This is a genomic window from Sinomonas sp. ASV322, assembly GCF_030908245.1.
In the GTDB taxonomy this organism is placed as follows: Bacteria; Actinomycetota; Actinomycetes; order Actinomycetales; family Micrococcaceae; genus Sinomonas.
Genome location: NZ_JAVFJJ010000002.1, coordinates 42,744 through 66,870 on the forward strand (window position 1 = coordinate 42,744; position 24,127 = coordinate 66,870).

Sequence of the window (24,127 nt, forward strand, 5' to 3'; positions counted from 1 at the left end):
GCCGCAAGGTGAAGCGCTGACCATGCTCCCGTTCTTCACTCACGCTTCCGGCGGATTCACGCCGCGGCGCTGGCCCTCTTCCGGAGCGGCGCGAGGGCCTCGCTCCAGGCGATGACCTGATCGAGCATGACGTCGAGGCTCCGGCGCGCGAAGTCGTCGGGCTTGAACGAGCGGCGATTCTCGAACGACGTTGCGAAGGGGAGAATCACCTGGGCGCGGACGTCCGCCATCTGCAGCTCGCCCGCCATGAGCCGCAGATGCTCGACGGCGCGGACGCCTCCGGCCGATCCGTACGAGGCAAAGCCCACGGCCTTGTTGTTCCATTCGGCGTAGAGGTAGTCGATTGCGTTCTTGAGCACGGCCGAGGTGCTGTGGTTGTACTCGGGCGTGACGATGACGAAGCCGTCGAAGGAGGCAATCTTCTCGGCCCAGCGTCGCGTGTGCTCGTTCTCGTACCGGCCGAGCGACGGCGGAAGCGGTTCATCGAGGAGCGGGAGCGGATGGTCTCTCAGGTCGACGAGCTCGAAAGTGGCGTCGGTCCGCCGGGACGCCGCCTCGAAGAGCCACTTGGCGACCTGCTCGCCGTTCCGATGCGGCCTGGTGCTGCCGAGGATAATGCCGATGCGCGTCATGCGACCCCCCGAGTGGGTTCGTGGCTCATACTGCGTGACCTATATGGTATGTGGCATTAACTATCTAGATTGCGTACGATACTCGGATGGAGGCGAGCACGCAAGGCCGAACGGTGACACGTCAGGTACCCGACGCGGCGCAGGGCCTCGTCCAGCTCTCGGGCCTCGTGCAGGCGGCATTCGCGCGCGTCGCGGATCGGCTCGAGCTCACCCCCGCGCAGGCCCGTCTCCTGTGCGTTCTGGCCGAAGGCCCGCGTGGCATGGCCGATCTCGCCCGCGGTTTCGGCGTCGAAAAGGCCGCGCTCACAGGCCTCGTCGATCGCGCCGAGCGACGCGGCCTCGCCGAACGGGTCCGGGTCGACGGCGACCGGCGGGCCGTCCGCGTCGCGCTCACGGAATCCGGGCGGCAGTCCGCTCGGGCGTTCCATTCCGAGGTGACCCATGAGCTCCGCGAGCTCGTCGCGCCCCTCGCCCCCGAGGACCGCGTGCGCTTCCAGACCGCCCTCGCCGTGATTGCCGACGCCGCGGGCCCCGCGGGCCTGTGGGGCCTCGGCCAGGCATGCTGAGTCCGGGAAGCCGGACATCTCTTGCGCCAGACACTGGCGCAGGAGGCGTGGCGTGCGATGTCCTGAATTCATGAGCGAAGTGTCCACTCCCGCCGAGGTCGGTGCCGGTCCAGAATTGTCCGATCCCGCATTGGCCGACGTCCTCCCGCAGGCCTGGTCGGGACGCCACGATGGCGACACCCCGGAGCACCGGCGATGGTGGCAGGCCGTGCGCCCGCTCAGCGCCGCGGCACTTGCGGAGGCCGCAGCCGCACGGACGACGGCCGACGGCGGCGCCCGCCCGGGCGTCCTGCTCGGCTTCCGCTCCGACGAGGGGGTGCGCCGCAACAAGGGGCGCGTCGGGGCGGCAGAGGCACCGACCGCCGTCCGCGCGGCCCTGGGCCCGCTCGCCTTCCACCTCGAGCGTGCGGTCTTCGACGCGGGAGACGTCGTCGTGGCACTCGGCACCGAGAGCGAGCCGGGCGATCTCGAAGGCGGCCAAGAACGCTGCGGAGCGCTCGTCGCCGCCCTGCTCAACGCCGGCGCGCTCACCGTGACGCTCGGCGGCGGGCACGAGACGGCGTTCGCGAGCTACCTCGGCGTCGTGGACTCGGCGCGCGCCGCGGGCGCCCGCGTGGGCGTGCTCAACCTCGACGCCCATTTCGACCTGCGCGACGAGGAACGGGCGAGCTCCGGCACTCCGTTCCTCCAGATGGCCCGCGCCGAAGCCGCCGAGGGGCGCTCGCTCGAGTACGCCGTCGTCGGCATCTCCCGCCCCAACAACACGCTCGCCCTCTTCCACCGCGCCGACGAGCTCGGCGTGCGGTACCTCCTCGACGAGTACGCGACGCGCGAGACAGCCGAGGCCTTCGTCGAGGACTTCCTCGCGGAGCTCGACGCGGTCTACCTGACCATCGACCTCGACGTCCTGCCCGCCGCCGTCGCCCCCGGGGTGTCCGCGCCCGCGGCGCTCGGCGTGCCGCTCGAGGTGATCGTCGCCGTCGTCCGCCGGATCGCCGCGAGCGGGAAGCTCCTGCATGCGGACATCGCCGAGCTCAACCCGACGTACGACGTCGACTCCCGCACGGCGCGCATCGCCGCGCGGCTCGTCGACACGATCCTGGGGTAGGCGGCCGCCGTCGCTGGATTGGCTCGCATCGGCCCGCCCCAAACCGATCGGCCGCCCCACGATCCCATAACCGTCGGCTAGCAGCACAACCGTCCCTCGCGACGCGCTCCAAGGGACGGTCTTGTCGCCCAGAGACGGTTATGTGCGCCTCAGCGAGTTGCGTCCCGTTGTCCCCACCCTCCGCCGGAAGTAGATTCGACGCGTGCGACAGGATTGCGATGATCGGGTCTGATGTCATGGATCGGCCGCGGCGCCCGCGCGGCTGGGGCAGCGGAGCGGTGGCGCACCTCGTGCTCGCCGTCGTCGCCCTCATCCTCATGGGGGCCTGCCTCTACGCGGTGAGGACGTTCACGGTGTTCGCGTCCCCCACGCTGTTCCTTGCCGCGATCTTCCTCTTGGTCGTCTTCATCGGCGTGCTCGTCTACGCCCTCCTCCGCGCCCTCACGCTGCCGGGCGCCATGCTCAGGTCCCTCGGCGCGTCCGCGTGGGTCGGGCTCGAATCGAACCAGTACGTGGTGCGGTTCAGGACCACGGGCTCGCCGTGGGTGCGCTGGCTTCGGAATCGGCTGCGCCTCGACACGCCGACGGGCCTCTGGCTGACCGCCACGATTGTCATCACGGCGATCCCGTTGGGCAACTTCCTCAACCTCGCCTTCGCGGTCGCCGCCCATGGGGCCCTCACCCAAGTGGACCAGCGCATCGCAAACCTCATGCCCACGATCCGCACAGACGGGGAGACCGCGTTCTTCGCGTCCGCGACGATGCTCGCGAACGTTGAGACGCTCGTCCTGGTCACCGCTGCGGCCGTCATCATCCTGTGGTGGAAGCGCGAGCGGTTCCTCGCCGGAGCGGTCCTCGCGACGGTGCTCCTTCAAGAGGGGCTGTACGACGCGATCAAGCCAATCGTGGGCCGGGCGCGCCCGGACGCGTCCCTCGCCCTCCTGGTCAACACGGGCCCCAGCTTCCCTAGCGGGCACGTCATGCGCGCGACCGTTGCCTACGGGATCATCGCGTACGTGCTGTTCAAGACGTTCCGATCGAGGGCCGCGAGGGCGGCCACGGTCGCCGTCTATCTTCTGATCGCGCTGCTCGTGGGCCTGAGCCGGGTCTACCTCGGCGTCCACTACGCGACGGATGTGTGGGGCAGCATGCTGCTGGGCGCCGCGGTGCTCGCGGCCGTCGTTGGGTTCCTTGAGATCGCGGCGCGCTTCCCGATCGTCAGTGGCCGACGGCGGCCGGTCGCCCCCGGGCGCCTCCTCGCCGTCGTCCCCGCCCTGGGGATCGCCTTCGCCCTCGTCGCCGCGCCGTTCCTCGTCCACCCCGAGGATCATCCGGCGCCGCCGCGCACCCAGGCGCTGCCCTCCCTCGACACCGCCTCCCTCTCCCGCCTGCCGGTCTACAGCGAGACGCTCACGGGAGACAGGATGGAGCCGGCCAGCTTCGTGTTCGTCGGGACCGAAGACGAGCTCGTGCACGCGTTCGAGGGCCGCGGGTGGGATCGGGCCGACCGGTCCACGCTCGCCGACACCCTCCGTGCCGTGGCCGTCGGATTCCAGGGCGGCCAATACCGCACCGCGCCCGTCACCCCAGCGTTCATGGCCTCCGAGCCCGAGGCCATCGCGTTCCAGCAGGCCACCGCGTCGAACACGCTGCGCCAGCGCCACCACATCCGCATCTGGCGCTCAAGCTACACGGCGCCGGACGGGCGAGCCGTCTGGGAGGCCACGGCCAGCTTCGATGACGGGATCGAATTCGCGGGGGCCGCCAAGATCCCGACCCACCACATCGACCCCAATGTCGACGCCGAACGCGCGTACATCATCGGTTCCCTCGGGTACCCCGAGCACCTTGTGCCCCTCACGACGCCCCAGATGGGTCACAACGGAAGCGGGGACGAGTTCTTCACCGACGGCAAAGCGGAGCTCGTGAGCCTGCAGTAGGGCCGGGCCGCGTGCGGCGCGGTCCCTCCGGGCGGTCGTCGCGCGGTCCCGCGGTCTCTTCCAGTACGCGTACTGGAAGGACGGTGCCGTCGTGTACGCGTGCAGGAACGGACGGAGGTGCGTCGCCGCTTGCCTTAGCGTATCGACAAGCGTGAATATTTATCTGTGTCTATGGATCTTGGCCTGACCCCTGTGCAGACGGTCGCGTGCTGTTCTCCACTCTCGAGGGAGCCCCTGTCCCAGGACGTGGCCGAACAGGTCTCGCTCGTGCTGAAGGCCTTGGGCGACCCAGTGCGGCTGCGGCTGATGTCCCTCGTTGCCTCGCACGAGGGCGGTGAGGCCTGCGTGTGCGATTTGAACGACGCGTTCGACCTCTCCCAGCCGACCATCAGCCACCACCTCAAGGTGCTTCACGAGGTAGGCCTGCTCGAGCGCGAGAAGCGCGGGGTGTGGGTCTACTACCGGGCCCGGACCGAGGCCTTGGCGAACCTTGCGTCGCTCATCGGCGGGACAGCGAAGTGAGCCTGCTCGCCCGCCGCGCGCTGGCCGAGCTGGCCGGGACGGCGTTCCTCGTGATGGCCGTGGTCGGCTCGGGGATCATGGCCTCCCGGCTCTCCCCGAACGACCCTGGGCTGGCGATGCTGGAGAACAGCATCGCGACCGGCGCCGCGCTCGTGGCTCTGATCATCGCGCTCCAGCCAGTCTCGGCCTCGTTCAACCCGGTCGTGACCCTCGTCGAGAAGGCGCTCGGTCTCCTCGACTGGCGCACGGCCTCGGTTCTGATCGTCACCCAGTTCGTCGGCGGCCTCGCCGGGACCGTCATCGCGAACGCGATGTTCGGCCTCGACGCCGCTGCCCTGTCCACACACGCCCGAACGGGGCCGGCCCTGTGGCTCGGCGAAATCGTGGCCACGGTCGGGCTGCTCCTCGTGGTCTTCGGCACGGTCCGCTCCGGCCGCGCCGACCGGGTCGCGTTCGCCGTCGGGGGCTACATCGCCGCCGCGTATTGGTTCACGAGCTCGACCAGCTTCGCCAACCCCGCAGTGACCCTTGCCCGCACCATCACGGACACGTTCGCCGGGATCGCCCCGGCCTCCGCCCCAGGCTTCGTGCTCGCCCAGCTGATCGGCGGGGCCCTGGGGTTCATGCTCGTCTGCCTTCTTTTCCCCGCCCCTGCCCCTGGCCCATCCGTTGCCAGTGCCCTCAGCGCCGCTCCCACGCCCGATCGAAAGGTCTTCCATGAGCCCCGAAACTCCTGAGAGCAAGCCCTCCGTCCTGTTCGTCTGCGTCCACAACGCCGGCCGGTCCCAGATGGCCGCCGCCTACCTGAACCACCTCTCAAACGGCCGCATCGAGGTCCGCTCGGCCGGCTCCGAGCCCGCAGAGAAGGTCAACCCTGCCGCGGTGGAGGCGATGCTTGAGGAGGGCATCGACATCCGCGACGAGACCCCCAAGATCCTGACCACCCAAGCGGTCAAGGACTCCGACGTCGTCATCACCATGGGCTGCGGCGACACCTGCCCGATCTTCCCCGGCAAGCGGTACGAGGACTGGGAGCTCGAGGACCCCGCAGGCAAGGGCGTCGACTCCGTCCGCCCGATCCGCGACGAGATCAAGGGCCGCATCGAGCGCCTCATCGCCGAGCTGCTGCCCGCCGGCGTCTGAGGACATGAGACGGCGGAAGCTCGGGCTCAACCCATCGCGCTAGAGAGGGAGGGGGTGGCGGTATGAGGACCGGTTGCTGCGACGACGGGTGCTGCGACGACACCGAGTGCTGCTGAAAGCGCCGCGGCCCTCGGCGAGATCTGGCCACTCGTCGACAAGACCCCAGCGTGGACAGATGTCGCGACAAGAACAGAGGCCCCGCACCATCATTGGTGCGGGGCCTCTGCCGTGTTCTCTGGCGTTGCCAGATGCTCCCCGTTGCGAGCGAGGGAACTCTAGGCGCGGCGCACGAGCACGCCGTCAGACTTGAGGAAGAGCCGGCGCGGCTCGGTGCCGTCCGCCTCGATCCACAGGACGTTGCCGCTGAGCGAGACTTCCTCGACCCGCCCGGCGGCGATGACCTGTGCGTGCTTGACGATCTCGATCGGGTCCTCGGCCCGCAGCTCCGCCCAGTTCGCGAGCGGCGCCTGCTGCGCGCTCCGCCTGGTCAAAACTGCCCCGCGTGCCTTCATCTTCGTTACCCCTTCGTGGAAGCTGTCCCGTGCCCATTGTGATCCGCGTCATTGCGGACACATCGTTTCTATCAGTTCTGGCGGAGTGTCGTTATGTAGAGTCGGACGACAATCTGCGAAAAGCCTTGTGCATTTATCCAGTGCTATGGTCTGACCTCTCTGGAGGCCCGGATTTCCGGGCCCCCAGAGAGGTCGGATAGGTCAGCGAAGTCCGCCGACGGCGTCGTTCACCGCGGCGAGCAGCTCGCCGCTGGCCAGGACTCGATCCGCCTCTTCGAGCTCGGGCGACATGAAGCGGTCGACGCCGGGACCCTCCACCGTGCGTCGAAGCACCTCAATCGCCGCCGCACCGCCCGGACCCGGGACGAGCGCGCCGTCGGACGTCACGGTCCGAATGTCGATCGCGCGGGCCGCGGTGACGAGCTCGATCGCGAGCACGCGGCGAAGGTTCTCGACGGCCTTGCGCAGCTTGCGCGCCGCGTGCCAGCCCATCGAGACGTGGTCTTCCTGCATGGCCGAGCTCGGGATCGAGTCAACCGAGGCCGGGACCGCGAGGCGCTTGCAGTCGGAGACGAGACCGGCCTGCGTGTACTGCGCGATCATGAGGCCAGAGTCGACACCCGGATCGTCCGCGAGGAACGCGGGCAGGCCGTGCGAGCGCGCCGGGTCGAGCATGCGGTCGGTGCGGCGCTCGGCCATCGACGCGAGGTCGGCCACGGCGATGGCCAGGAAGTCGAGCACGTAGGCGACCGGGGCGCCGTGGAAGTTGCCGTTCGAGCTCACGCGGCCGTCTGGCAGCACCACGGGGTTGTCGATCGCGGCCTCGAGCTCGCGCCCCGCGACAGTGCGGGCGTGGGCAATCGTGTCGCGCACGGCACCGGCAACCTGCGGCGCACACCGCAGCGAGTACGCGTCCTGGACGCGGCTGTCGCCAACCTTGTGGGACTCGACGATCTTCGAGTCGCGAAGCACGGCGAGCATGTTCGCGGCCGAATCGGCCTGGCCCGGGTGGGGGCGCAGCGCGAAGTGCAGCTCGGGGAGGAACACCTGATCGGTGCCCATGAGCCCGTCCACGGACAGTGCCGCCGTGACGTCGGCAGTCTTGACGAGGCCGTCGAGGTCGTGGAGGGCCATGAGCAGCATGCCGAGCATGCCCTCCGTGCCGTTGACGAGCGCGAGGCCCTCCTTCTCCGCCAAGGTGACCGGCTCGATGCCGTGCTCGGCGAGGAGCTCCGCCGTCGTCCGCTCGCCGCGGCCGCCAAAGGACTCGCCGTCGGGGCCCACCGCCTCGCCCTCGCCCATGAGGACGAGCGCGACGTGGCTGAGCGGGGCGAGGTCGCCCGAGCAGCCGAGCGAGCCGAACTCGCGGACGGCCGGGGAGATGCCCGCGTTGAGGAGCTTGACGAACGTCTCGAGGACGACTGGGCGGACGCCCGTGCGGCCCGACGCGAGCGTCTTGGCGCGCAGGAGCATGAGGGCACGGACCACTTCACGCTCGACGACGGGGCCCATGCCCGCAGCGTGGCTGCGGATGAGCGACTTCTGCAGCTGCGTGCGCAGCTCCTGCGGGATGTGGCGGTTCGCGAGCGCGCCGAAGCCCGTCGAGATGCCGTAGGCGGGGATCTCGCTCGCGGCGAGCTCCTCGACGTGGGCACGGACGCGGGCGACCTCGGCGAGCGCCTCCGGGGCGACGCTCACGTGAGCGCCGTGGCGGGCGACGGCGACGACGTCGGCTGCCGTGAGCCCGTGCGTCGAGAGGGTGACCTCGGTGGGGAGGCCGGTTTCGGGGGCGGTGAGAGTCATGTCAGTTCCTGGAGTACGGTCCGATTCGCCACAATTCGGGAGCCAAATGGGCCGTTTGGCGCCGATCGCGCTCTGAGTTGTGGCGAATCGAACGGTGGATCATGAGGTTTAGCGGCCAGCCATCGGAATCTTGACGCCGCGCTCGGCGGCCACCTCGACGGCGCGCTCGTAGCCCGCATCGACGTGGCGGATGACGCCCATGCCGGGGTCGTTGGTGAGCAGCGCGGTGAGCTTCGCGGCGGCGAGCTCGGTGCCGTCGGCCACGGAGACCTGGCCGGCGTGGATCGAGCGGCCGATGCCGACGCCGCCGCCGTGGTGGATCGAGACCCACGTCGCGCCCGAGGACGCCGCGGTGAGGGCGTTGAGGAGCGGCCAGTCAGCGATCGCGTCGGAGCCGTCCTTCATGGCCTCGGTCTCGCGGTACGGGGAGGCGACGGAGCCTGAGTCGAGGTGGTCGCGCCCGATGACGATCGGCGCCTTGACCTTGCCCTCGGCAACGAGCTTGTTGAAGAGGAGGCCGGCCTTGTGCCGCTCGCCGTAGCCGAGCCAGCAGATGCGCGCCGGGAGGCCCTCGAACTCGACGAACTGCTCCGCCGCGTCGATCCAGCGGTGCAGGTGCTCGTTCTCGGGGAAGAGCTCCTTGATGGCCTGATCGGTGACCTTGATGTCTTCCGGGTCCCCAGACAGCGCCACCCAGCGGAACGGGCCGAGGCCCTCGCAGAAGAGCGGGCGGATGTACGCCGGGACGAAGCCGGGGAACTCGAACGCGCGCTCGTAGCCGCCCTTGCGGGCCTCGTCGCGGATCGAGTTGCCGTAGTCGAAGACCTCGGCGCCCTCGTCCTGGAACTCGACCATGGCCTGGACGTGGCGGGCCATCGCGTTCTGGGACTTCTTCGTGAAGCCCTCGGGGTCGGCTTCCGCCTCGGCGTGCCACTGCTCGACCGTGTATTCGGTGGGCAGGTAGCTGAGCGGGTCGTGGGCGGAGGTCTGGTCCGTGACGATGTCCACCGTGAGCTCGCCCGCGCGGTGGCGGCGCAGGATCTCCGGGAAGACCTCGGCCGCGTTGCCGACGTAGCCGACCGAGAGCGCGCGGCCCTCGGCCTTCGCGGCGACCACCTTGGCGAGAGCGACGTCGAGGTCCGTCTCGACCTCGTCGAGGTAGCGCTTGCCGGCGCGGCGGCGGAGGCGGGTCTCGTCGACGTCGACGATCAGCACCGCGCCGCCGTTGAGCGTCACGGCGAGCGGCTGGGCGCCGCCCATGCCGCCGCAGCCGCCCGTGAGGGTCAGGGTGCCCTTGAGGGTCGCTGCGCTTGTTTTCCCTTCTTCGAAGAGCTTCGCCCCGACCGCCGCGAACGTCTCGTACGTGCCCTGCAGGATGCCCTGCGTGCCGATGTAGATCCACGAGCCGGCCGTCATCTGGCCGTACATCATGAGGCCTTCGGCCTCGAGCCGGCGGAACTCGGGCCACGTGGCCCAGTCGCCGACGAGGTTCGAGTTCGCGATGAGGACCCGCGGAGCCCACTTGTTGGTGCGGAAGACGCCGACCGGCTTGCCGGACTGCACGAGGAGGGTCTCGTCGTCGTCCATGTCCTTGAGGGTCTCGACGATCGCGTCGAAGGCCTTCCACGAGCGCGCGGCGCGGCCCGTGCCGCCGTAGACGACGAGCTCGTCGGGGCGCTCGGCCACCTCGGGGTCGAGGTTGTTCATGAGCATGCGCATGGGCGCCTCGGTCTGCCAGGACTTGGCCGAGATCTCGGTGCCGCGGGGCGCGCGAACCGGGCGGGCGCCGGTGGTGAAGTCGGCCTTGCGAGCCGGTTCGGTGGTGGTCATCGTGACTCCTGCGTCGGTGATGCGGGTGGGCTAGCGATCCGTGGGGATCTTCTGTATCCATGACACCGCGCCGAAGGGCCGGGAAACAGGGGGTTCGGAGGGGTCTTGTCCGGGATTCCAGACGCGCCCCGGCGGGGGCGTAGCGGGCCCTTGATCCGCCTCGGTTCTCCACCCGCATGACCGTCGGTGCGCGTCACAACCGTCCCTTGCGACCGCGGCGTAGGGACGGTTGTGACGGTGAAGGACGGTTATGCGGCTGAGAGGCCTCTTCCCCGCTCAGTCGGCGATGAGCCGCTTGCCGAACGTCGCGACGTCGTCCTCCGCGTAGCCCGCCCCGCCGTAGAAGCCGTGCGCCCGCTCGTTGCCACGCCGCACCATGAGCATGGCCTTGGGGCAGCCGAGCGCGGCAAGCCTCGCCTCGGCTTCGGCGATGAGCGCGCGGCCGATGCCGTGGCCTTGCGCCGAGGGCGCGACGGCAAGGTAGTAGATCCAGCCGCGGTGCCCGTCGTAGCCGCACAGTGCCGTGCCGACGACGGCGCGGCCGCCCCCGCCGTCGTCGTCCTCTGGTGTGCCTCCTCCTTCGGCGACGAGGAACAGGTCCGGCCATGTCGTGAGGGCACGGTCGATGTCCTTGTCCGGGTCATTCCACGGTCGCGTGAGCCCTACCTCGTGCCACAGGCCGACGACGGCGGCGCGGTCGGGTTCGGCGAAGGCGCGCAGGATCATACGGCAACGGTACCGGCAAGGCGGCGACGCCACAGGCACGGCGGCGACGCCGTCGCTCGCCCTGCCGGACGCGGGTTCAGTTCAGGCGGGTTCAGGTCAGCGCGGCGGAGTCGGCGAAATGGCACGCAGCGCGGCCGAACGAGGCGGGCTCCGGGACCTCGTGCGAGCAGCGTTCGCGCTCTGGCTCCGCGAGGGTGGCCATGAGCGGGCAGCGGGTGCGGAACACGCAGCCGCTCGGAGGATTGGCGGGCGACGGAAGGTCTCCCCTGAGACGGATCTTCACCTGCGCTCGGGCCGCCCTCGGGTCGGGGATCGGCACCGCAGAGAGCAAGGCGCGCGTGTAGGGGTGCTGCGGGGAGCTGTAGAGCTCCTCGACCGGCCCCCGCTCGACGACCTTCCCGAGATACATCACCGCGATCTCGTCCGAGATATGCCGCACGACGGACAGGTCGTGGGCGATGAAGACGTAGGCCACGCCCGTGTCCTCCTGGATCTCCTCGAGGAGGTTGACCACCTGCGCCTGGACCGAGACGTCGAGGGCCGAGACGGGCTCGTCGCACACGATCACACTCGGCTCGAGGGCGAGGGCTCGCGCGATGCCCACACGCTGCCGCTGCCCGCCCGAGAACTCGTGGGGGAAGCGGTTGTAGTGCTCGGGCTTGAGGCCCACGCGTTCCATGAGCTCGCCGACGCGCCTCTTCACGCCTCCGGCCGGGGTGATGCGCTGCGCTTCGAACGGTGCAGCGATCGCGGAGCCGATCGTCTGGCGGGGATTGAGGGAAGCGAACGGATCCTGGAAGACCATCTGCACCTTGCGGCGGAAATGGTACAGATCCTTGCCGCGCAGCCCGGCGGTGTCCTGCCCGTCCACGACCACGCGCCCCGCGGTGGGATCGAGCAGCCGCGCGATCATGCGGCCTGTCGTCGACTTGCCGCAGCCCGACTCGCCGACCAGCCCGAGCGTTCGCCCTCGCGCGAGGCTGAACGAGACGCCGTCGACGGCCTTGACGACGCGCCGCGCTCGGCCCGGAGCCAGCAGGCTGCGGCCGCTCGTGAAGTGCTTGGCGAGGTCCTCGACGCGGAGGATTTCCTGGGGTTCCATGGCGGTCCTATCGCGAGGCCGGGAGCGTGGCGAGCTGGTCGATGGGCAGATGGCAGCGGCGGGAGTGCCCACCCTCCGTCACGAGGAGCGGACGCTCGGTGCGGCACCGGCGGTCAGGAACGAGGGAGGCCGCTGGGCACCTGTCGCTGAACAGGCATCCGGAGGGCAGGTCCAAGAGCGACGGCGGCTGGCCGGGGATCGGCGTGAGCCGCTCCTGCCGCCCGCCGAGGGTCGGCATGGACGAGAGCAGGCCGAGCGTGTAGGGGTGCTGCGTGCGGTAGAAGATCTCGTCCACGGGCCCCGCCTCGACGCATTGGCCGCCGTACATGACCAGGACGTTCTCGCAGACCTCGGCGACGACCCCGAGGTCGTGCGTGATGAGGATGAGGGCCGATTGCGTCTCCGCCTGCAGCTCGAGCATGAGGTCGAGGATCTGCGCCTGCACGGTGACGTCGAGCGCCGTCGTCGGCTCGTCGGCAATGAGCAGCTCAGGCTCGCAGATGAGGGCCATGGCGATCATGGCCCGCTGACGCATCCCGCCGGAGAACTGGTGCGGATATTCGTCGAAACGCTGTTCCGGGTTGGGGATCCCGACACGGCCCAGCATGTCGACGGCGGCCTTGCGGGCTTGGGCGCGCGTGGCCCGGTGGTGGACGGTGTACGCCTCGGCGATCTGCCTCCCGACCGTATACAGCGGGTGGAGGGCGGACAGCGGGTCCTGGAAGATCATCCCGATCCGCTGGCCGCGCAGGCGGCGCATCTCGGCCTCGGAAAGGGCCACAAGGTCGACGCCGTCGAAGAGCGCCTGGCCGCCCACCTTCGCGCTGGTCCCCTTGAGGAGGCCCATGAGCGCCTGGCTGGTCACGGACTTGCCGGACCCGGACTCCCCGACGATCCCGAGGATGCTTCCGCGCTCGATCGAGAAGTCGACGCCGTTGACAGCGGAGGCAACGCCGTCGTCCGTGGGGAACTGTACCGTCAGCCCCCGGACGTCGAGGAAGGGGGCCGCACCCCGCGCGGGTCGGCTGCTGGTCTCCATGCTCGCGTGGGTCACGAGAGCCTCACTCTCGGGTCGATGGCGGCGTACGCGATGTCCACGACGACGTTCGCGGTGATGACGAAGAAGGCCGCGAGCATCGTGATCGCCATCGTGACGGGCAGGTCGCCGGCCACGGCAGCGCGGACCGCCGTGAAGCCGAGGCCGGGCACGGAGAAGATCTGCTCGGTGAGGACCGCGCCGCCGAGGAGGAGGCCGATGTCCATGCCGAGCATCGTGACCACAGGCGTGATGCCGGCGCGCACGCCATGCCGGAACACGACGGTGCGCGGCGCAAGGCCCTTGGCCCGCGCGGTGCGCATGAAGTCCTCGGAGAACGTCTCGATCATGCTCGTGCGGGTGACGCGAATATAGGACGCGCTGAACAGGACGGCGAGGGCCACCCACGGCAGGAGGTAGTTGACGATCCAGGACCCTGGCCCCGCGGGACCCCAGGGAACGACGACGGCGTTGCTCGTGAAGGGGAGGAGGTGGAACTGGTTCACGAACACGATGAGGAGGAAGAGTCCCGTGACCGGGATCGGAAGGGACACGCCGACCGAGGCACCGGCCACGATCGCCTTGTCCGCGAGACGCCCCTTCTTGATGGCCGCCACGAGCCCGAGCCCTACGCCCACGACGGTCCACAGCACGAGGGCTCCCGAGGCGATCGAGAGCGTGTACGGAAGCGAGCGCGCGATGATGTCCGTGACGTTCTCATTGGTCTGGAACGACTTGCCGAGGCACGGCCACACGCAGATGCTCTCCGCCCCTGGGGCACCGATCGTCCGGGCGGAGAAGAACCCGCTCAGATACTGCAGGTATTGGACGAGGAACGGCTTGTCCATGCCCAGGGCGACGCGGGCCTCGGCCACACGCTCGGGGGTGCACTCCTGGCCGCACGAGGCGGCCGCGGGGTCCGACGGTCCGAGCTGGAAGAGGGTGAAGGTGATGAAGCTGACGGCGGCGAGGAGCAGCACGAGGGATGCAAGCCGCTTGAGGATGAATCTGGTCATGACTGGTGGCGGGGGCCGGCCGGCGCGCCGGCCCGCCCCCCCAGCGCCTTCGCGGCGGTGTGGTGCAGCGCCCTAGTGCTGCACGCCGATGATCGACAGGTCAACCCCGCCGAAGAAGTAGCCCATCTGGGCGTTGCGGACGTTGGATCCGACAACACTGTTCGTGTACGAACGCAGGAGGGGCACGATCGGGTACGTCGAAAGGGCCTCGTTGAACAGGCCGGCCCACTTCTTCCCGAGATCCTCGGAGCTTCCCGTGGTGTCACGCAGGGCGTACATCGCGGCCGAGACCTTCGGGTCGAAGTAGCGCGAGGTGTTGCTGAAGCCGTAGCTCGTGCCGTCGTTGTTCGGCCCGAGGATCGGGTCCGCGGACGTGCGCACCGAGGACGGGTCGGCGCCGCCGCACCAGCCGGAGCGCCCCATGTCCGGCAGCTGGTCGCTGGCCAGCACGGAGTAGTAGTTGGGCGCCGGGATCGCCACGAGCTCGACGTCGATGCCGAGCGCCTTGAGGTTCTGCTGCACGACCGTTCCGGCGTTCTTGTACGCGTCGCGGTTGTTGGCGTAGCCGTACGTGAGCTTCTTCGGGTAGTCCTTGCCCTCGAGGAGCTTCTTGGCCTCGTCGAGCTTGGGCTTGCCTTCGGGGTCGAGGGCTGAGTCGGGTGCCGCGTAGCCGCGCATCTTGTCGTTGAGCGGGCTCTGGACGAGCTGGCCGAAGCGGCGGCCGCCGTACTGGACGAGGATCGCCTGCCGGTCGAGCGCGAGGGCGATGGCCTTGCGGACCTGAGGATCGGTGATCTTCTGGGTGTTGAGGCTCAGGACGTCGTTGCAGCCGAGGACGCCCGAGGCGACGCGGTCCTTGACCGCCGCATCGGCGAGCTTGGCGGCGTCGGAAGTCTGGAGCGCGCCGTTCGAGTCGAGCGTGATCGCGTTCGGGTCCGAGTCGGCGAGCAGCTGCTGGCTGATCGTAGCCTGAGCGGTCGAGAGCGAGAAGTTGAAGACGTCCGGGAGGGCCGTGCGGTTCGCGTCGGTGGCTGGGTCCCAGTTGCCGTTGCGGACGAGCTTGAGGGACTTGCCCCGGCTGTAGCTCTCGATCTTGTAGGGCCCGGAGGACACCGGATGGTTCGTGTAGTCGAGCTTCGTGTCCGCGTCCTTGGGGACGGGAGCGGTGTTGGAGCGCGAGGCGAGCGCGGGGAACTCGGCGAACGGCTTCTTGAGGTGGAACACGACGGTCTTCGCGTCCGGGGTCTCGACGGCGGCGAGGTCGGCGCCGCCCTTGTAGGGCCCCTTGTAGCCCTTCGCGTCGAGGGCGGCATTGAGCTCCTGGGGCGCCTGCGTGTACACGTCCTGGGCGAAGGTCCGCTCGACGCCGTACTTGATGTCCGCCGAGGTGATCGGGCGGCCGTCCTCGAACTTGAGTCCGTCCTTGAGCGTGTAGGTCCAGCTGAGCCCGTCACCGGAGACCTTGCCCGTGTCCGTCGCGAGGTCGGGAACCACGGTCGGCGGCTGGCCGGCCGTCTCCTTCGCCATCGTCAGCGTCCGGTAGTACAGCTGGCCGACGTTGGCCGTCTGGACGTAGTTGCTGTTGCCGGGGTCGAGGGTCTGGAAGTCCGCAGACATGAGGACGTCGACGGTGCCGCCCTTGGACGTGAATCCGGCCTTGACGACGTGCGCGTTGCCCTCGGCGGATCCGGCGGAGGTCGGTGCGGGCTGGGCGGCGCTTCCTCCCGCGCAGCCACTCAGGGCGAGGGCGACGGCGGCCGCCGTCGCGAGATAGGGGATGGGTTTGGGCATGGTGCTCCTCAGATGGGTGTGGGTGGATGGGAAGGGAAGTCAGCCCCGCGCGGCCTTGGGGTCAAGGGCGTCGCGGACGGCATCGCCGAGCAGGTTGAAGGCGAGCACCGTGACGGCGAGCATGATGCCCGGCACGGCGAGGAACCACGGGTCGCTCAGGTACCAGTTGCCGGCCTGGGCCGCGTTGAGCATCTGGCCCCACGAGGGGGTCGGGTCCTTGACCCCCACCCCGAGGAAGGACAGCGCGGCCTCGGCGGAGATGTTGGTGGGGATCAGCATGGTCGCGTAGACGAGGACGACGCCCATGACATTCGGGATGATCTGGCGGAACAGGATGCTCGCGTGGGATGCCCCGAAAGCCCTCGCGGCCTCGACGAACTCGCGTTCGCGGAGGCTCAGAACCTGTCCGCGCACGATGCGGGCCAAATAAGCCCAGCCGAAGAACCCGAGGATGATCACAAGCGATGCCATGGGCAGGAAGCTGCCCTCGCCCAGCGGCGTCCCGCGCAGCCTGGATTGGAGGATCGGCGTGAGGGACAGAACGAGGAGCAGGTGGGGGAACGCCAGGAATAGGTCCATGATCCGGCTGATGACCGCGTCCACTCGTCCGCCGAAGTAGCCGGCCGCCGCACCGATCACGGTGCCGAGCACGACCGACACGGCGGTGGAGAGGAGCGCGATGGTCAGCGACACCTGCGCCCCGTACGCGAGCCGTGAGAAGAGGTCTCGGCCGAGGGCCGGCTCGACGCCGAGCCAGTGCTGCGCCGACGGGAACATGTAGCCCGGCAGCGGCAGGCCGGGAGTCTCGAGGTCGTCGAGGACCTCAGGGCTCGTGTTCGAGGTGAACGGATTGTTCCCCGAAAGGGCCGTGAGCCACGGGGCGAGGATCGCGAAGAGGACAATCGCCACGACGACGGCCAGGCTCAGCATCGCGATCTTGCTTCGCCGAATGCGCAGCCACGCGGTGGCGACGAGCGATCGCCCTCCCGCGGGCGCGGGCGGAGGTGCCGTCGCCTCGGCGGAAGCCTCAAGCACGGACACGGATGGCTCGCTCACTCGGTGAACCCTTCATTGACGACTGATCCCAGAAAGGGATTTGGTATGCCATTCAGAGAGTAGAGCATCACCAAAGCGATGTAAATCACAGTCTTGCGCTGACTTTCGCGCCGACGGCAAAGTGATCTGGCATTCCAGATCACTTTGCGGATGACGACGGCGTGTCGTCGCCGCGGGGTTCGCGGAGCCAACGCGCTGGGCGAGCTTGCCCGCTCAATCGACGGCGACCTCGAACTGGGCCGCTAGACACGAGAGCCGTCGCCATTGGTCTGCCGTCGCCAAATGACCGCGGGCGCGCTCGCGAAGCTCCTCGAGTGCGACGGCGTCCGGGACCTCGCGCCGGGCCCTCGCGGCCCTCGTGAGCGCGTCGGCCAGATTCAGCAGGCCAGCGGCTTCCCCGGCGTGCTCCCGGGAGCGTTCGAGGCAGCGCGCGGCCCTTTCCCCCTCTGGCCACGCGACGTCGTCGGCCACGGCGGGCGGCGGGAGGTCAACGAGAGACATGGGGACTCACTGCATGTTGGTGTGTCGTGCGGCCATGCGCGCATAGGTGGCGGGATCGCCACCCGTGATGTCAAGCACGACGGCGTCGAGGAGCAGGAGCGCCCCCTGCTCGAACAGGCTCCCGGCGAACTGCCCAGACCCCTGCGATCGCAGCTCGATCGCCGCATCCGCCGCCTCCGCGAGCGGGCTTGCGGCGTTGGACGTCACGACGGCGATCGTCGCGCCTTCCGCGCGCGCAATCCGCGCGAAGGACGAGGTCACGGGGGTCTTGCCGGAATTGGACACGAGAAGCAGGCCGTCGCCCGAACGGACCGAGGGAGCGGTGGACTCGCCGAGGACGTGGGTCTCGAACCCGTAATGCATGAACCGCATCGCCGCCATCTCCGCGACGAGCCCCGACCGCCCCTGGCCGCTGAAGAACCACCGGCGGCTGCGGTCTTCGAAGAGGCCGCAGAACGCTTGGAAGGCGGCGGGATCGATCCCGTTGAGGGCCTGGGCGACTTCGGTTCCCACGACGTTCCACGCCGTGGTCACTGCATCGAACTGCGCATTCATCGCGCGAACTCCTTCGGTCATGGAACTTCGGTCACTGCGTTCACGAGGGCGCGGCCTGCCACCGCATAGACGACGCCGGCGGCCTTGAGCTGCTCGATAAGGGCTTCGTTGACCCCGCCGTCGACGCCCAGAGGAACACGCGCGCCGATGGCGCCCCTGATCCGGCCGAGCCTTCCCAAGTCCGCCGCGTACCCTGGCTGCCCGGGGGGCGTCAGCATGGCGAGAATCCCGTCGGCTTCCGCTGCCAGGGCGCGCGCGACGGTCGTCGGAGAGGGATCGTCGAGTGCGATCCAGACGGACGGCGCCTTGCCTCGCGCCTGATCGACGAGATCCCCGAGTTCGCCGCCTGGGGGGCACTGGATGGTGACCCGGCCGATTCCCCGGGGGAGCGCGTCGATGGCTGCCTTGAGCTCGTCGACCATGAGGTGGATGTCGAGCCGGGGCCCGGCCGCGGCGGCCAACGCCGGGATCTCGCCTGCGAGGACCCCCTCCTGCCCCAGGTAGGAGCCGGCGATGACGTCCGCATGCACCCAGTGCCGCCCGGCGAGGAGCCGCTCGACGAGGGCTGCCCTGCGAGCGCGAGGGACCGCGATGACGCTGCCGGAGAGGACGATGCCCGCATCGCGGGCGCAGTCTTCGAGGGCTGTGTTCACCACGTGCGGTCCGATCCGCGCCAGTCGGCCGCGACGCAGTAGCGCTCGTAGGCGCGGCGGCTTCCTTCCGGATCCTTCGGCGAGGCAACGGCCTCGGGAATTGGCGCCCACGCGTCGCGGACGTCGCGGACATCCGTGCCGTCGAGGCACGCCGCGGCCTGCATGGCCGCGCCCACGGCCACCGATTCGACGCTCGCCGAGGTATGGACCACGGCGTCGAACGCGTCCGCGGTCAGCTGACGGTAGGCGTCCGAGCGCGCCCCGCCGCCCGTGAGGACGATCCGCCCGCCGGAAGGCGCTCCGACGCGGTCAAGGTGATCGCTGCCGCGCTTGAGGCCGAAGATGACGCCTTCGACGGCGGCGCGGGCGATCTGCTCCCGACTCACGTCGGTGCGGATCCCCGTGAGCGTGCCCGTGGCGCGCGGCAGGTCGGGCTTCCGCTCGCCGTCGAGGAACGCGGCGAGGACCGGGACGCCGTCGGCCGGCGCGGCGAGCGCGAGGCGGGCAAGCTCTGTGTGGTCGACGCCGAGGATGCGGGCGAAGGCGTCCGTCACGAGCGCCGCGTTGAGCGTCGAGACGAGCGGGAGGTAGCCGCCGGCGGCGTCGGCGACGCCGTCGACGATCCCCTGCTCGTCGTGGACGGGAGTCTCGCTCACGGTGTAGAGGACGCCGGACGTGCCGAGCGAGAGCACGCGGTCGCCCGTGTGCACGCCCAGTCCGAGCGCGCTCGCATGCTGGTCTCCCGCGCCCGGGCCCACAACCGTGTTCGGGCGGACGCCGAGGGCCTCCATGGCTGCCTTCGAGACGGCTCCGACCGGCTCCGACGGGCCGAGCACGGTGGGCACCATGTCCTGCCACCGCACGGTCTCGTCGATGAGGGCGAGGATCTCGTGGTCGTAGCGCGCGAGGTCGGAGTTGTAGTAGCCCGTGCCGCTGGCTTCGGAGCGATCCGTCGCGTAGCGGCCGGTCAGGCGGAACGTGAGCCAGTCGTGCGGGAGGAGCACGTGGGCCAGCCGGTTGAAGTTCTCCGGCTCATGCGATTTGAGCCAGAACAGCTTGGAGACGGTGAACGCCGCGGTCGGGACCGAACCCGTGCGGTGGGCCCACTCGTCCGCTGGCATCGCATGGCGGAGCGCCTCCATCTCCGGCGCCGTCGTGGTGTCGTTCCACAGCTTCGCGGGGCGGATGACGGCGTCGAAGGCGTCGAGCGCCACGAGACCGTGGCACTGAGCGGCGATGGAGATGGCCCGCACGTCGGTCGCATGGGCGCTCGCGTCCTCGAGGGCTCTGAACCAGGCCCCCACGGTCGCGTCCCACCACGCGGCCGGATCCTGCTCGCTCACGGGCGGCGAGGTGCGCGGATGCGGGGCTGACCCGGAGCCGACGACTGCACCGGTATCGGCGTCGCAGAGGACGACCTTGGTCGACTGCGTCGAGGAGTCGACGCCAGCGATCAACGGCACGGGAGGTCCTTTCGATCGGGAGGAGGAGCGTCAGCGCCCGAACACTCGAGCCCCAGCGTGGGGGCGAGTGACTCCGGCCACACCTCAAGTATTCGAGAAAATTGGCTCAAATGGCAATGGATGAACTCATTTGAGCTGATCGCTCATTTGAGTCCCTAGTCGGGTATCTTTGCTGTGACCCGACAGAAGGGATGGCCATGCCCGTCAGCTCCGGTGAAGGCATTTTGGCCGCGACGGTGGCACAGCGCTACTACGTCGACGGCGATTCCAAGGTGAAGATCGCCGCCGACCTGGGGATCTCGCGTTTCAGGGTCGCGCGCCTCCTCGAGATCGCGGTTGCCGAGAAGATCGTGCGCTTCACGATCACGGCCCCCCTGGCCCAGAACATCGAGCTCTCGGAGATGGTTCGCAAGCGATTCGGGTACCGCCAGGTCATCGTCGTCGATGCGCCCGAGGACGAGTCGGATCCCGCACGCCTGCGTCGCCGCGTGGGCGCGGCGGCGGCAAGTGTCCTGAGCGATCTCGTGACCGACAAGGACGTGCTCGGCATCGGATGGGGACGCACGATGAGCGCGATGGCCACCGAGCTCACTCATTTGGCGCCGTGCCCGGTCGTCCAGCTGGGCGGCATGGCCGGCTCCGTGACGGAGAACTCGCTCGAGCTCGTGCGCCGCGTGAGCGAGATCGGCGGCGGGCGAGCCTACCCCCTCTTCGTTCCGCTCGTGGTGCGCGACGCCGCTACGGCCGCGGGGCTTCGGAACCAGCCCGGCGTCGAGTCCGCGATGCGCCTCTTCAAGTCGATCACGATCGGGGCGGTCGCCGTGGGCAGCTGGGATCCGCCCGAGTCCCAGATGCGGGAAGCGCTCGACCCCGCGGTGCGCGAGATGCTCATGCGCCGCGGCGTCGCCGCCGAGATCCTGGCGACCCTCATCCGCAAGGACGGCTCCGTCGTCACCGACATCGACGACAGGACGACGGCACTCGACTACGAGGGTCTGCGGCAGATTCCCGAGCTGATCCTCGTCGCAGCAGGAGCCAACAAGGCGAACGCCATCCGCTCGGCGATCCACGCCGGGCTGGGCACAACCCTCGTGACCGACCGATCACTCGCCCGGGCCCTCACGCGCCTGCCCTGAGCCCAGCCTCGGCTTCGTGCGCCAGCCCTGACTCTCGTCACGGCACGCGCGCCGCGCTCCCATCCACTTGTTGATTCCCAATCAGTCCTTGCCCCGGCGTGCCGCGCCGTCCTCCCGTGTCACCGGCCCAGAAGCGGACTGGAGCGCTGCGAGGCCCTTACTCATTTGAGCGATACGCTCATTTGAGAGTATCGCTTGTCATCTGAGCTGAGCCGTTCCAATACTTGAGCTGTGGCCGAAGCCACAGCACAGAAGGAAGGTTCAACGATGAGCACACCGCAGGCCCACGCCGTCGTCGAGGCCGCACGCTCGTTCATCACGGCGGAAGGCTCGGCCGTTTTGGATATCGCCGAGCAGGTCGACGAGTCCTTCGTGAAGACCGCGTCCCTCATTTTGAACTGCACCGGGAAGGTTGTCGTCACGGGGGCAGGAACGAGCGGCTTCATCGCCCGACGCGCAGCCCACCTGCTGTCTGTGTCCGGAACGCCGGCCTTCTTCCTCAACCCCACCGACGGACTCCACGGCTCAATGGGTGCGCTCCGCGCAGACGATGTGATGATCGCGCTCTCGAAGGGCGGGAACAGCGCCGAGGTCAACGATCTGGTCGAGCGAGTGCAGGGCGAAGGCGTCGACGTCGTCGCCCTCACCTCCACGCCGGGGTCGCGGCTCGCGCAGCTCGCAGACATCCCCATTCTGCTCCGCCCCTTCCCGGCGGCCGATCCGGGCGGTCTCATCGCCATGGGAAGCACCCTCGCGCACAGCGCGTGGCTCGACGCTCTGGCCCTCGTCCTCATGCGGGCCCGGCAGTACAGCTGGACGAAGGTGCACTACACGCATCCCGGCGGCGCCGTAGGCCGGCTCGCGAAACTCCCCGAACCGGTCGAACCGCTCGACATCCCCAACCTGACCACCGCCGGCTGACGCCGCACGCACACCCCATCGAAAACAGAGAGGTTCACATGAAGAAGTGGCGCCTTCCGGAAGAAACCGGGATCTTCGCCGTCCTCATCGTCGTGGCGGCGGTGCTCAGCATTATGTCGCCGACGTTCCGCACGCTGGACAACGGCCTCGTGCTCCTTGTCAACGGCACCGTCATCGCGTTCCTCGCGCTCGGCCAGACCTTCGTGCTGCTCACGGGCGGCATCGACCTGTCCACGGGTGCGAACGTCGCGATGACCGGAGTCGTCGGCGCCCTGTTCATGCAGGCCGGGCTGCCGTGGCCTGCCGCAGCGGTGCTCGCGGTCGCCGTCGGAACCCTCCTGGGAGTCGCGAACGGCCTGCTCATCCACTACCTTCGGATCCCCCCGTTCATCGTGACGTTCTCGACACAGGGCGTCGCCCTCGCGATCCCGCTGATCATCACGGGCGCCAACTCCGTCGCCGTCAAGGACCCGGGCTTCTCATGGATCGGCCAGGGCCGCATCGCAGGCATCCCGCTCCCCGTGCTCCTCCTCGCGATCGCCGCCGTCCTCGCCGCCCTGTTCCTCAAGATGACGCGGCCCGGCGTGCACGTCTACGCATACGGCGGCAACAAGGCCGCGGCCCGACTCTCGGGCGTGAACCTGGCCCGCACCACGGTCCTCGTGTACGCCGTGAGCGGCTTCTGCGGCGGAATGGGCGGACTTATCGCGACATCGCGCCTCATGGTCGGCTTCCCCTCGACCGGAACGGGCAACGAGCTGTTCTACTCGATCGCCGCGGCCGTCGTCGGCGGCATCTCGCTCTTCGGCGGGACCGGCAGCGTCCTCGGGGCGATGATCGGCGCCGTCCTCATCGCCGTCGTCTCCAACGGCATGAACGTGCTCAACGTCCAGAGCTACTGGCAGTCGCTTGTCATCGGCCTCATCATCCTCGTCGGCGTCTCGTTCGACACCCTGCGGCGGTACCGGGCCGGCAAGCCGATCCTCCGCCGCTCGACCGGGGCTACACCCTCCGGACCCGCAGCCTCTGGCTCCCCCTCGACTTCCCTCTCCGCACAACAGCGCCGCTGAGCGCTACCCCTGAAAGGAAAATCAATGAAGATCCGGTACCCTCTCGGCGCCGCCCTCGCCGTGGGCATGCTCGCCCTCGGGCTGACGGCATGCTCGAATCCGGCGACCGAAAACGCGCCGGCCGCATCCGGAGGCAGCGCCAAGCTCCCCGCGGGCTGCAGCAAGGACAAGCCGACCGTCGGCGTCGCGCTTCCGAACACCGTCAACCCCTACTACGTCTCGATGCAGGACAGCTTCAAGACCAACGGCGCGAGTCTCGGGTTCGACGTCAAGGTCGCGATCGCCAACGACAGCGACTCGACCCAGCTCTCGCAGATCGATTCGTTCATCCAGCAGGGCGTGTGCGCGGTCGTCCTCAACGCGGTGAACTCGGGCCCGGGCGCCGCAAGCGTCAAGGCACTCAACGCCGCCGGGATCCCCGTGTTCACGGTCAACGTCATCATCTCCCCCGATGACCTCAAGACCCAGAACGCGTCGTTCATCCAGTACGTCGGCGCGGATCAGACGGCCGGCGGCACCCAGATGGGCCAGCAGGTTCTCAAGGACCTCGGCGACACCGCGAAAATCGTCGCCGGAATCATCGGCGACCCGGACCAGATCCCGACCAACCAGCGCGACAAGGGCTTCACGGACGCCATTTCGAAGAACTCGAGCGCGAAGGTCGTCCAGACGGTCAACGGCAAGATCGACCCGAGCGTGAGCCTCCAGGTCGCGGGCGACCTGCTCCAGGGCCACCCGGACATCAACGTCCTCTTCGCCGACGCCGGCCCGCACGCCGTGGGCGCGCTCCAGGCGGTCAAGCAGCAGAGCAAGTCCGACAAGGTCAAGGTGTACGCCTTCTGCGCGGCCGATACGACGCTCACAAGCACCTACGCCGCCTGCGCCGCCCAGGAGCCCGCCGACTACGCGAAGATCGCGCTCCAGAACCTCAAGAAGTACCTCGGCGGCCAGACCGTCGACAAGGAGGTCCTGCAGCCGCTCAAGGTCTTCGTCAACGGCCAGACGCCAGGCAAGGGCGAAGTCGGCTGACGCTGACCAGCTGAAG

24 protein-coding genes are annotated in these 24,127 nt (G+C 69.1%); 10 read left to right on the forward strand and 14 right to left on the reverse strand.

Annotated features, from left to right (window positions below; all coding sequences use genetic code 11):
• Positions 1 to 56 precede the first annotated feature (56 nt).
• Entirely contained in the window at positions 57 to 632 is a 576-nt protein-coding gene (locus RBS12_RS02930) for an NAD(P)H-dependent oxidoreductase (protein ID WP_307964569.1), read from the reverse strand.
• A 113-nt stretch (positions 633 to 745) separates the two neighbouring features.
• Between RBS12_RS02930 and RBS12_RS02935 the strand changes: the two genes are divergently transcribed.
• From RBS12_RS02935 to RBS12_RS02960, 6 genes are all read left to right on the forward strand, one after another.
• Entirely contained in the window at positions 746 to 1,198 is a 453-nt protein-coding gene (locus tag RBS12_RS02935; RefSeq protein WP_307964570.1) for a MarR family transcriptional regulator, read from the forward strand.
• Between the two features lie 70 nt (positions 1,199 to 1,268).
• A complete protein-coding gene (gene hutG / locus RBS12_RS02940; RefSeq protein ID WP_307964571.1) occupies positions 1,269 to 2,306 on the forward strand; it encodes a formimidoylglutamase in 1,038 nt (345 codons plus the stop codon).
• A gap of 218 nt (positions 2,307 to 2,524) precedes the next feature.
• A complete protein-coding gene (locus tag RBS12_RS02945; protein WP_307964572.1) occupies positions 2,525 to 4,246 on the forward strand; it encodes an LssY C-terminal domain-containing protein in 1,722 nt (573 codons plus the stop codon).
• Positions 4,247 to 4,417: 171 nt separating this feature from the next.
• A complete protein-coding gene (locus RBS12_RS02950) occupies positions 4,418 to 4,768 on the forward strand; it encodes a metalloregulator ArsR/SmtB family transcription factor (RefSeq protein WP_307964911.1) in 351 nt (116 codons plus the stop codon).
• The gene (locus tag RBS12_RS02955; protein WP_307964573.1) at positions 4,765 to 5,505 is read left to right on the forward strand and encodes an aquaporin; all 741 of its coding nucleotides are present in this window, start codon (positions 4,765 to 4,767) and stop codon (positions 5,503 to 5,505) included. Before RBS12_RS02950 ends, RBS12_RS02955 begins: the two co-directional genes overlap by 4 nt.
• Complete coding sequence (locus tag RBS12_RS02960; RefSeq protein WP_307964574.1) at positions 5,486 to 5,911, forward strand: arsenate reductase ArsC; 426 nt, start codon at positions 5,486 to 5,488, stop codon at positions 5,909 to 5,911. The genes RBS12_RS02955 and RBS12_RS02960 overlap by 20 nt, the downstream gene beginning before the upstream one ends.
• 275 nt (positions 5,912 to 6,186) lie before the next feature.
• Here RBS12_RS02960 and RBS12_RS02965 read toward each other — a convergent pair whose 3' ends face one another.
• From RBS12_RS02965 to xylB, 13 genes are all read right to left on the reverse strand, one after another.
• Positions 6,187 to 6,423 carry a hypothetical protein gene (locus tag RBS12_RS02965; protein ID WP_307964575.1) on the reverse strand — a complete coding sequence of 79 codons (237 nt, stop codon included), beginning with the start codon at positions 6,421 to 6,423 and terminating at the stop codon, positions 6,187 to 6,189.
• Between the two features lie 201 nt (positions 6,424 to 6,624).
• The gene (gene hutH, locus RBS12_RS02970) at positions 6,625 to 8,226 is read right to left on the reverse strand and encodes a histidine ammonia-lyase (RefSeq protein ID WP_307964576.1); all 1,602 of its coding nucleotides are present in this window, start codon (positions 8,224 to 8,226) and stop codon (positions 6,625 to 6,627) included.
• A gap of 108 nt (positions 8,227 to 8,334) precedes the next feature.
• A complete protein-coding gene (locus RBS12_RS02975; protein WP_307964577.1) occupies positions 8,335 to 10,056 on the reverse strand; it encodes a urocanate hydratase in 1,722 nt (573 codons plus the stop codon).
• 276 nt (positions 10,057 to 10,332) lie between these two features.
• Positions 10,333 to 10,782 carry a GNAT family acetyltransferase gene (locus RBS12_RS02980; protein WP_307964578.1) on the reverse strand — a complete coding sequence of 150 codons (450 nt, stop codon included), beginning with the start codon at positions 10,780 to 10,782 and terminating at the stop codon, positions 10,333 to 10,335.
• A 91-nt stretch (positions 10,783 to 10,873) separates the two neighbouring features.
• Positions 10,874 to 11,884: an oligopeptide/dipeptide ABC transporter ATP-binding protein gene (locus RBS12_RS02985; RefSeq protein WP_307964579.1), complete on the reverse strand. Its 1,011-nt coding sequence runs from the start codon at positions 11,882 to 11,884 to the stop codon at positions 10,874 to 10,876.
• 7 nt (positions 11,885 to 11,891) lie between these two features.
• The gene (locus RBS12_RS02990; protein WP_307964580.1) at positions 11,892 to 12,923 is read right to left on the reverse strand and encodes an ABC transporter ATP-binding protein; all 1,032 of its coding nucleotides are present in this window, start codon (positions 12,921 to 12,923) and stop codon (positions 11,892 to 11,894) included.
• Positions 12,924 to 12,934: 11 nt separating this feature from the next.
• Positions 12,935 to 13,936 (reverse strand): ABC transporter permease, encoded by a 1,002-nt coding sequence (locus tag RBS12_RS02995; protein ID WP_307964581.1) that lies wholly within the window; start codon positions 13,934 to 13,936, stop codon positions 12,935 to 12,937.
• 72 nt (positions 13,937 to 14,008) lie between these two features.
• On the reverse strand, positions 14,009 to 15,727 hold the full coding sequence (locus RBS12_RS03000) for an ABC transporter substrate-binding protein (RefSeq protein ID WP_307964582.1): 1,719 nt from the start codon (positions 15,725 to 15,727) through the stop codon (positions 14,009 to 14,011).
• Positions 15,728 to 15,766: 39 nt separating this feature from the next.
• On the reverse strand, positions 15,767 to 16,783 hold the full coding sequence (locus tag RBS12_RS03005) for an ABC transporter permease (protein WP_307964583.1): 1,017 nt from the start codon (positions 16,781 to 16,783) through the stop codon (positions 15,767 to 15,769).
• A gap of 213 nt (positions 16,784 to 16,996) precedes the next feature.
• Positions 16,997 to 17,284 carry a hypothetical protein gene (locus RBS12_RS03010; protein ID WP_307964584.1) on the reverse strand — a complete coding sequence of 96 codons (288 nt, stop codon included), beginning with the start codon at positions 17,282 to 17,284 and terminating at the stop codon, positions 16,997 to 16,999.
• A gap of 6 nt (positions 17,285 to 17,290) precedes the next feature.
• Positions 17,291 to 17,839 carry an SIS domain-containing protein gene (locus tag RBS12_RS03015; protein ID WP_307964585.1) on the reverse strand — a complete coding sequence of 183 codons (549 nt, stop codon included), beginning with the start codon at positions 17,837 to 17,839 and terminating at the stop codon, positions 17,291 to 17,293.
• 17 nt (positions 17,840 to 17,856) lie between these two features.
• Positions 17,857 to 18,495 carry a hypothetical protein gene (locus RBS12_RS03020; RefSeq protein WP_307964586.1) on the reverse strand — a complete coding sequence of 213 codons (639 nt, stop codon included), beginning with the start codon at positions 18,493 to 18,495 and terminating at the stop codon, positions 17,857 to 17,859.
• Entirely contained in the window at positions 18,489 to 19,955 is a 1,467-nt protein-coding gene (xylB, locus tag RBS12_RS03025) for a xylulokinase (protein WP_307964587.1), read from the reverse strand. Before xylB ends, RBS12_RS03020 begins: the two co-directional genes overlap by 7 nt.
• 197 nt (positions 19,956 to 20,152) lie before the next feature.
• Between xylB and RBS12_RS03030 the strand changes: the two genes are divergently transcribed.
• The 4 genes from RBS12_RS03030 (at position 20,153) to RBS12_RS03045 (ending at position 24,111) form a co-directional block, all read left to right on the forward strand.
• Positions 20,153 to 21,091, forward strand: a complete 939-nt coding sequence (locus RBS12_RS03030) for a sugar-binding domain-containing protein (protein ID WP_307964588.1) — start codon at positions 20,153 to 20,155, stop codon at positions 21,089 to 21,091.
• 267 nt (positions 21,092 to 21,358) lie between these two features.
• A complete protein-coding gene (locus RBS12_RS03035; RefSeq protein WP_307964589.1) occupies positions 21,359 to 22,012 on the forward strand; it encodes an SIS domain-containing protein in 654 nt (217 codons plus the stop codon).
• 38 nt (positions 22,013 to 22,050) lie between these two features.
• Positions 22,051 to 23,082: an ABC transporter permease gene (locus RBS12_RS03040; protein ID WP_307964590.1), complete on the forward strand. Its 1,032-nt coding sequence runs from the start codon at positions 22,051 to 22,053 to the stop codon at positions 23,080 to 23,082.
• Between the two features lie 24 nt (positions 23,083 to 23,106).
• Positions 23,107 to 24,111 (forward strand): substrate-binding domain-containing protein, encoded by a 1,005-nt coding sequence (locus RBS12_RS03045; RefSeq protein WP_307964591.1) that lies wholly within the window; start codon positions 23,107 to 23,109, stop codon positions 24,109 to 24,111.
• The last annotated feature ends 16 nt before the right edge of the window (positions 24,112 to 24,127 follow it).

Excerpts from the sequence above, each read along its gene's own strand:
- RBS12_RS02930 (WP_307964569.1), bottom strand. The coding sequence starts at position 632 with ATGACGCGCATCGGCATTATCCTCGGCAGCACCAGGCCGCATCGGAAC.
- hutG (WP_307964571.1), top strand. The coding sequence starts at position 1,269 with ATGAGCGAAGTGTCCACTCCCGCCGAGGTCGGTGCCGGTCCAGAATTG.
- RBS12_RS02945 (WP_307964572.1), top strand. The coding sequence starts at position 2,525 with ATGATCGGGTCTGATGTCATGGATCGGCCGCGGCGCCCGCGCGGCTGG.
- RBS12_RS02950 (WP_307964911.1), top strand. The coding sequence starts at position 4,418 with ATGGATCTTGGCCTGACCCCTGTGCAGACGGTCGCGTGCTGTTCTCCA.
- RBS12_RS02960 (WP_307964574.1), top strand. The coding sequence starts at position 5,486 with ATGAGCCCCGAAACTCCTGAGAGCAAGCCCTCCGTCCTGTTCGTCTGC.
- RBS12_RS02965 (WP_307964575.1), bottom strand. The coding sequence starts at position 6,423 with ATGAAGGCACGCGGGGCAGTTTTGACCAGGCGGAGCGCGCAGCAGGCG.
- hutH (WP_307964576.1), bottom strand. The coding sequence starts at position 8,226 with ATGACTCTCACCGCCCCCGAAACCGGCCTCCCCACCGAGGTCACCCTC.
- RBS12_RS02975 (WP_307964577.1), bottom strand. The coding sequence starts at position 10,056 with ATGACCACCACCGAACCGGCTCGCAAGGCCGACTTCACCACCGGCGCC.
- RBS12_RS02980 (WP_307964578.1), bottom strand. The coding sequence starts at position 10,782 with ATGATCCTGCGCGCCTTCGCCGAACCCGACCGCGCCGCCGTCGTCGGC.
- RBS12_RS02985 (WP_307964579.1), bottom strand. The coding sequence starts at position 11,884 with ATGGAACCCCAGGAAATCCTCCGCGTCGAGGACCTCGCCAAGCACTTC.
- RBS12_RS02990 (WP_307964580.1), bottom strand. The coding sequence starts at position 12,923 with ATGGAGACCAGCAGCCGACCCGCGCGGGGTGCGGCCCCCTTCCTCGAC.
- RBS12_RS02995 (WP_307964581.1), bottom strand. The coding sequence starts at position 13,936 with ATGACCAGATTCATCCTCAAGCGGCTTGCATCCCTCGTGCTGCTCCTC.
- RBS12_RS03000 (WP_307964582.1), bottom strand. The coding sequence starts at position 15,727 with ATGCCCAAACCCATCCCCTATCTCGCGACGGCGGCCGCCGTCGCCCTC.
- RBS12_RS03010 (WP_307964584.1), bottom strand. The coding sequence starts at position 17,284 with ATGTCTCTCGTTGACCTCCCGCCGCCCGCCGTGGCCGACGACGTCGCG.
- RBS12_RS03015 (WP_307964585.1), bottom strand. The coding sequence starts at position 17,839 with ATGAATGCGCAGTTCGATGCAGTGACCACGGCGTGGAACGTCGTGGGA.
- RBS12_RS03030 (WP_307964588.1), top strand. The coding sequence starts at position 20,153 with ATGCCCGTCAGCTCCGGTGAAGGCATTTTGGCCGCGACGGTGGCACAG.
- RBS12_RS03035 (WP_307964589.1), top strand. The coding sequence starts at position 21,359 with ATGAGCACACCGCAGGCCCACGCCGTCGTCGAGGCCGCACGCTCGTTC.
- RBS12_RS03040 (WP_307964590.1), top strand. The coding sequence starts at position 22,051 with ATGAAGAAGTGGCGCCTTCCGGAAGAAACCGGGATCTTCGCCGTCCTC.
- RBS12_RS03045 (WP_307964591.1), top strand. The coding sequence starts at position 23,107 with ATGAAGATCCGGTACCCTCTCGGCGCCGCCCTCGCCGTGGGCATGCTC.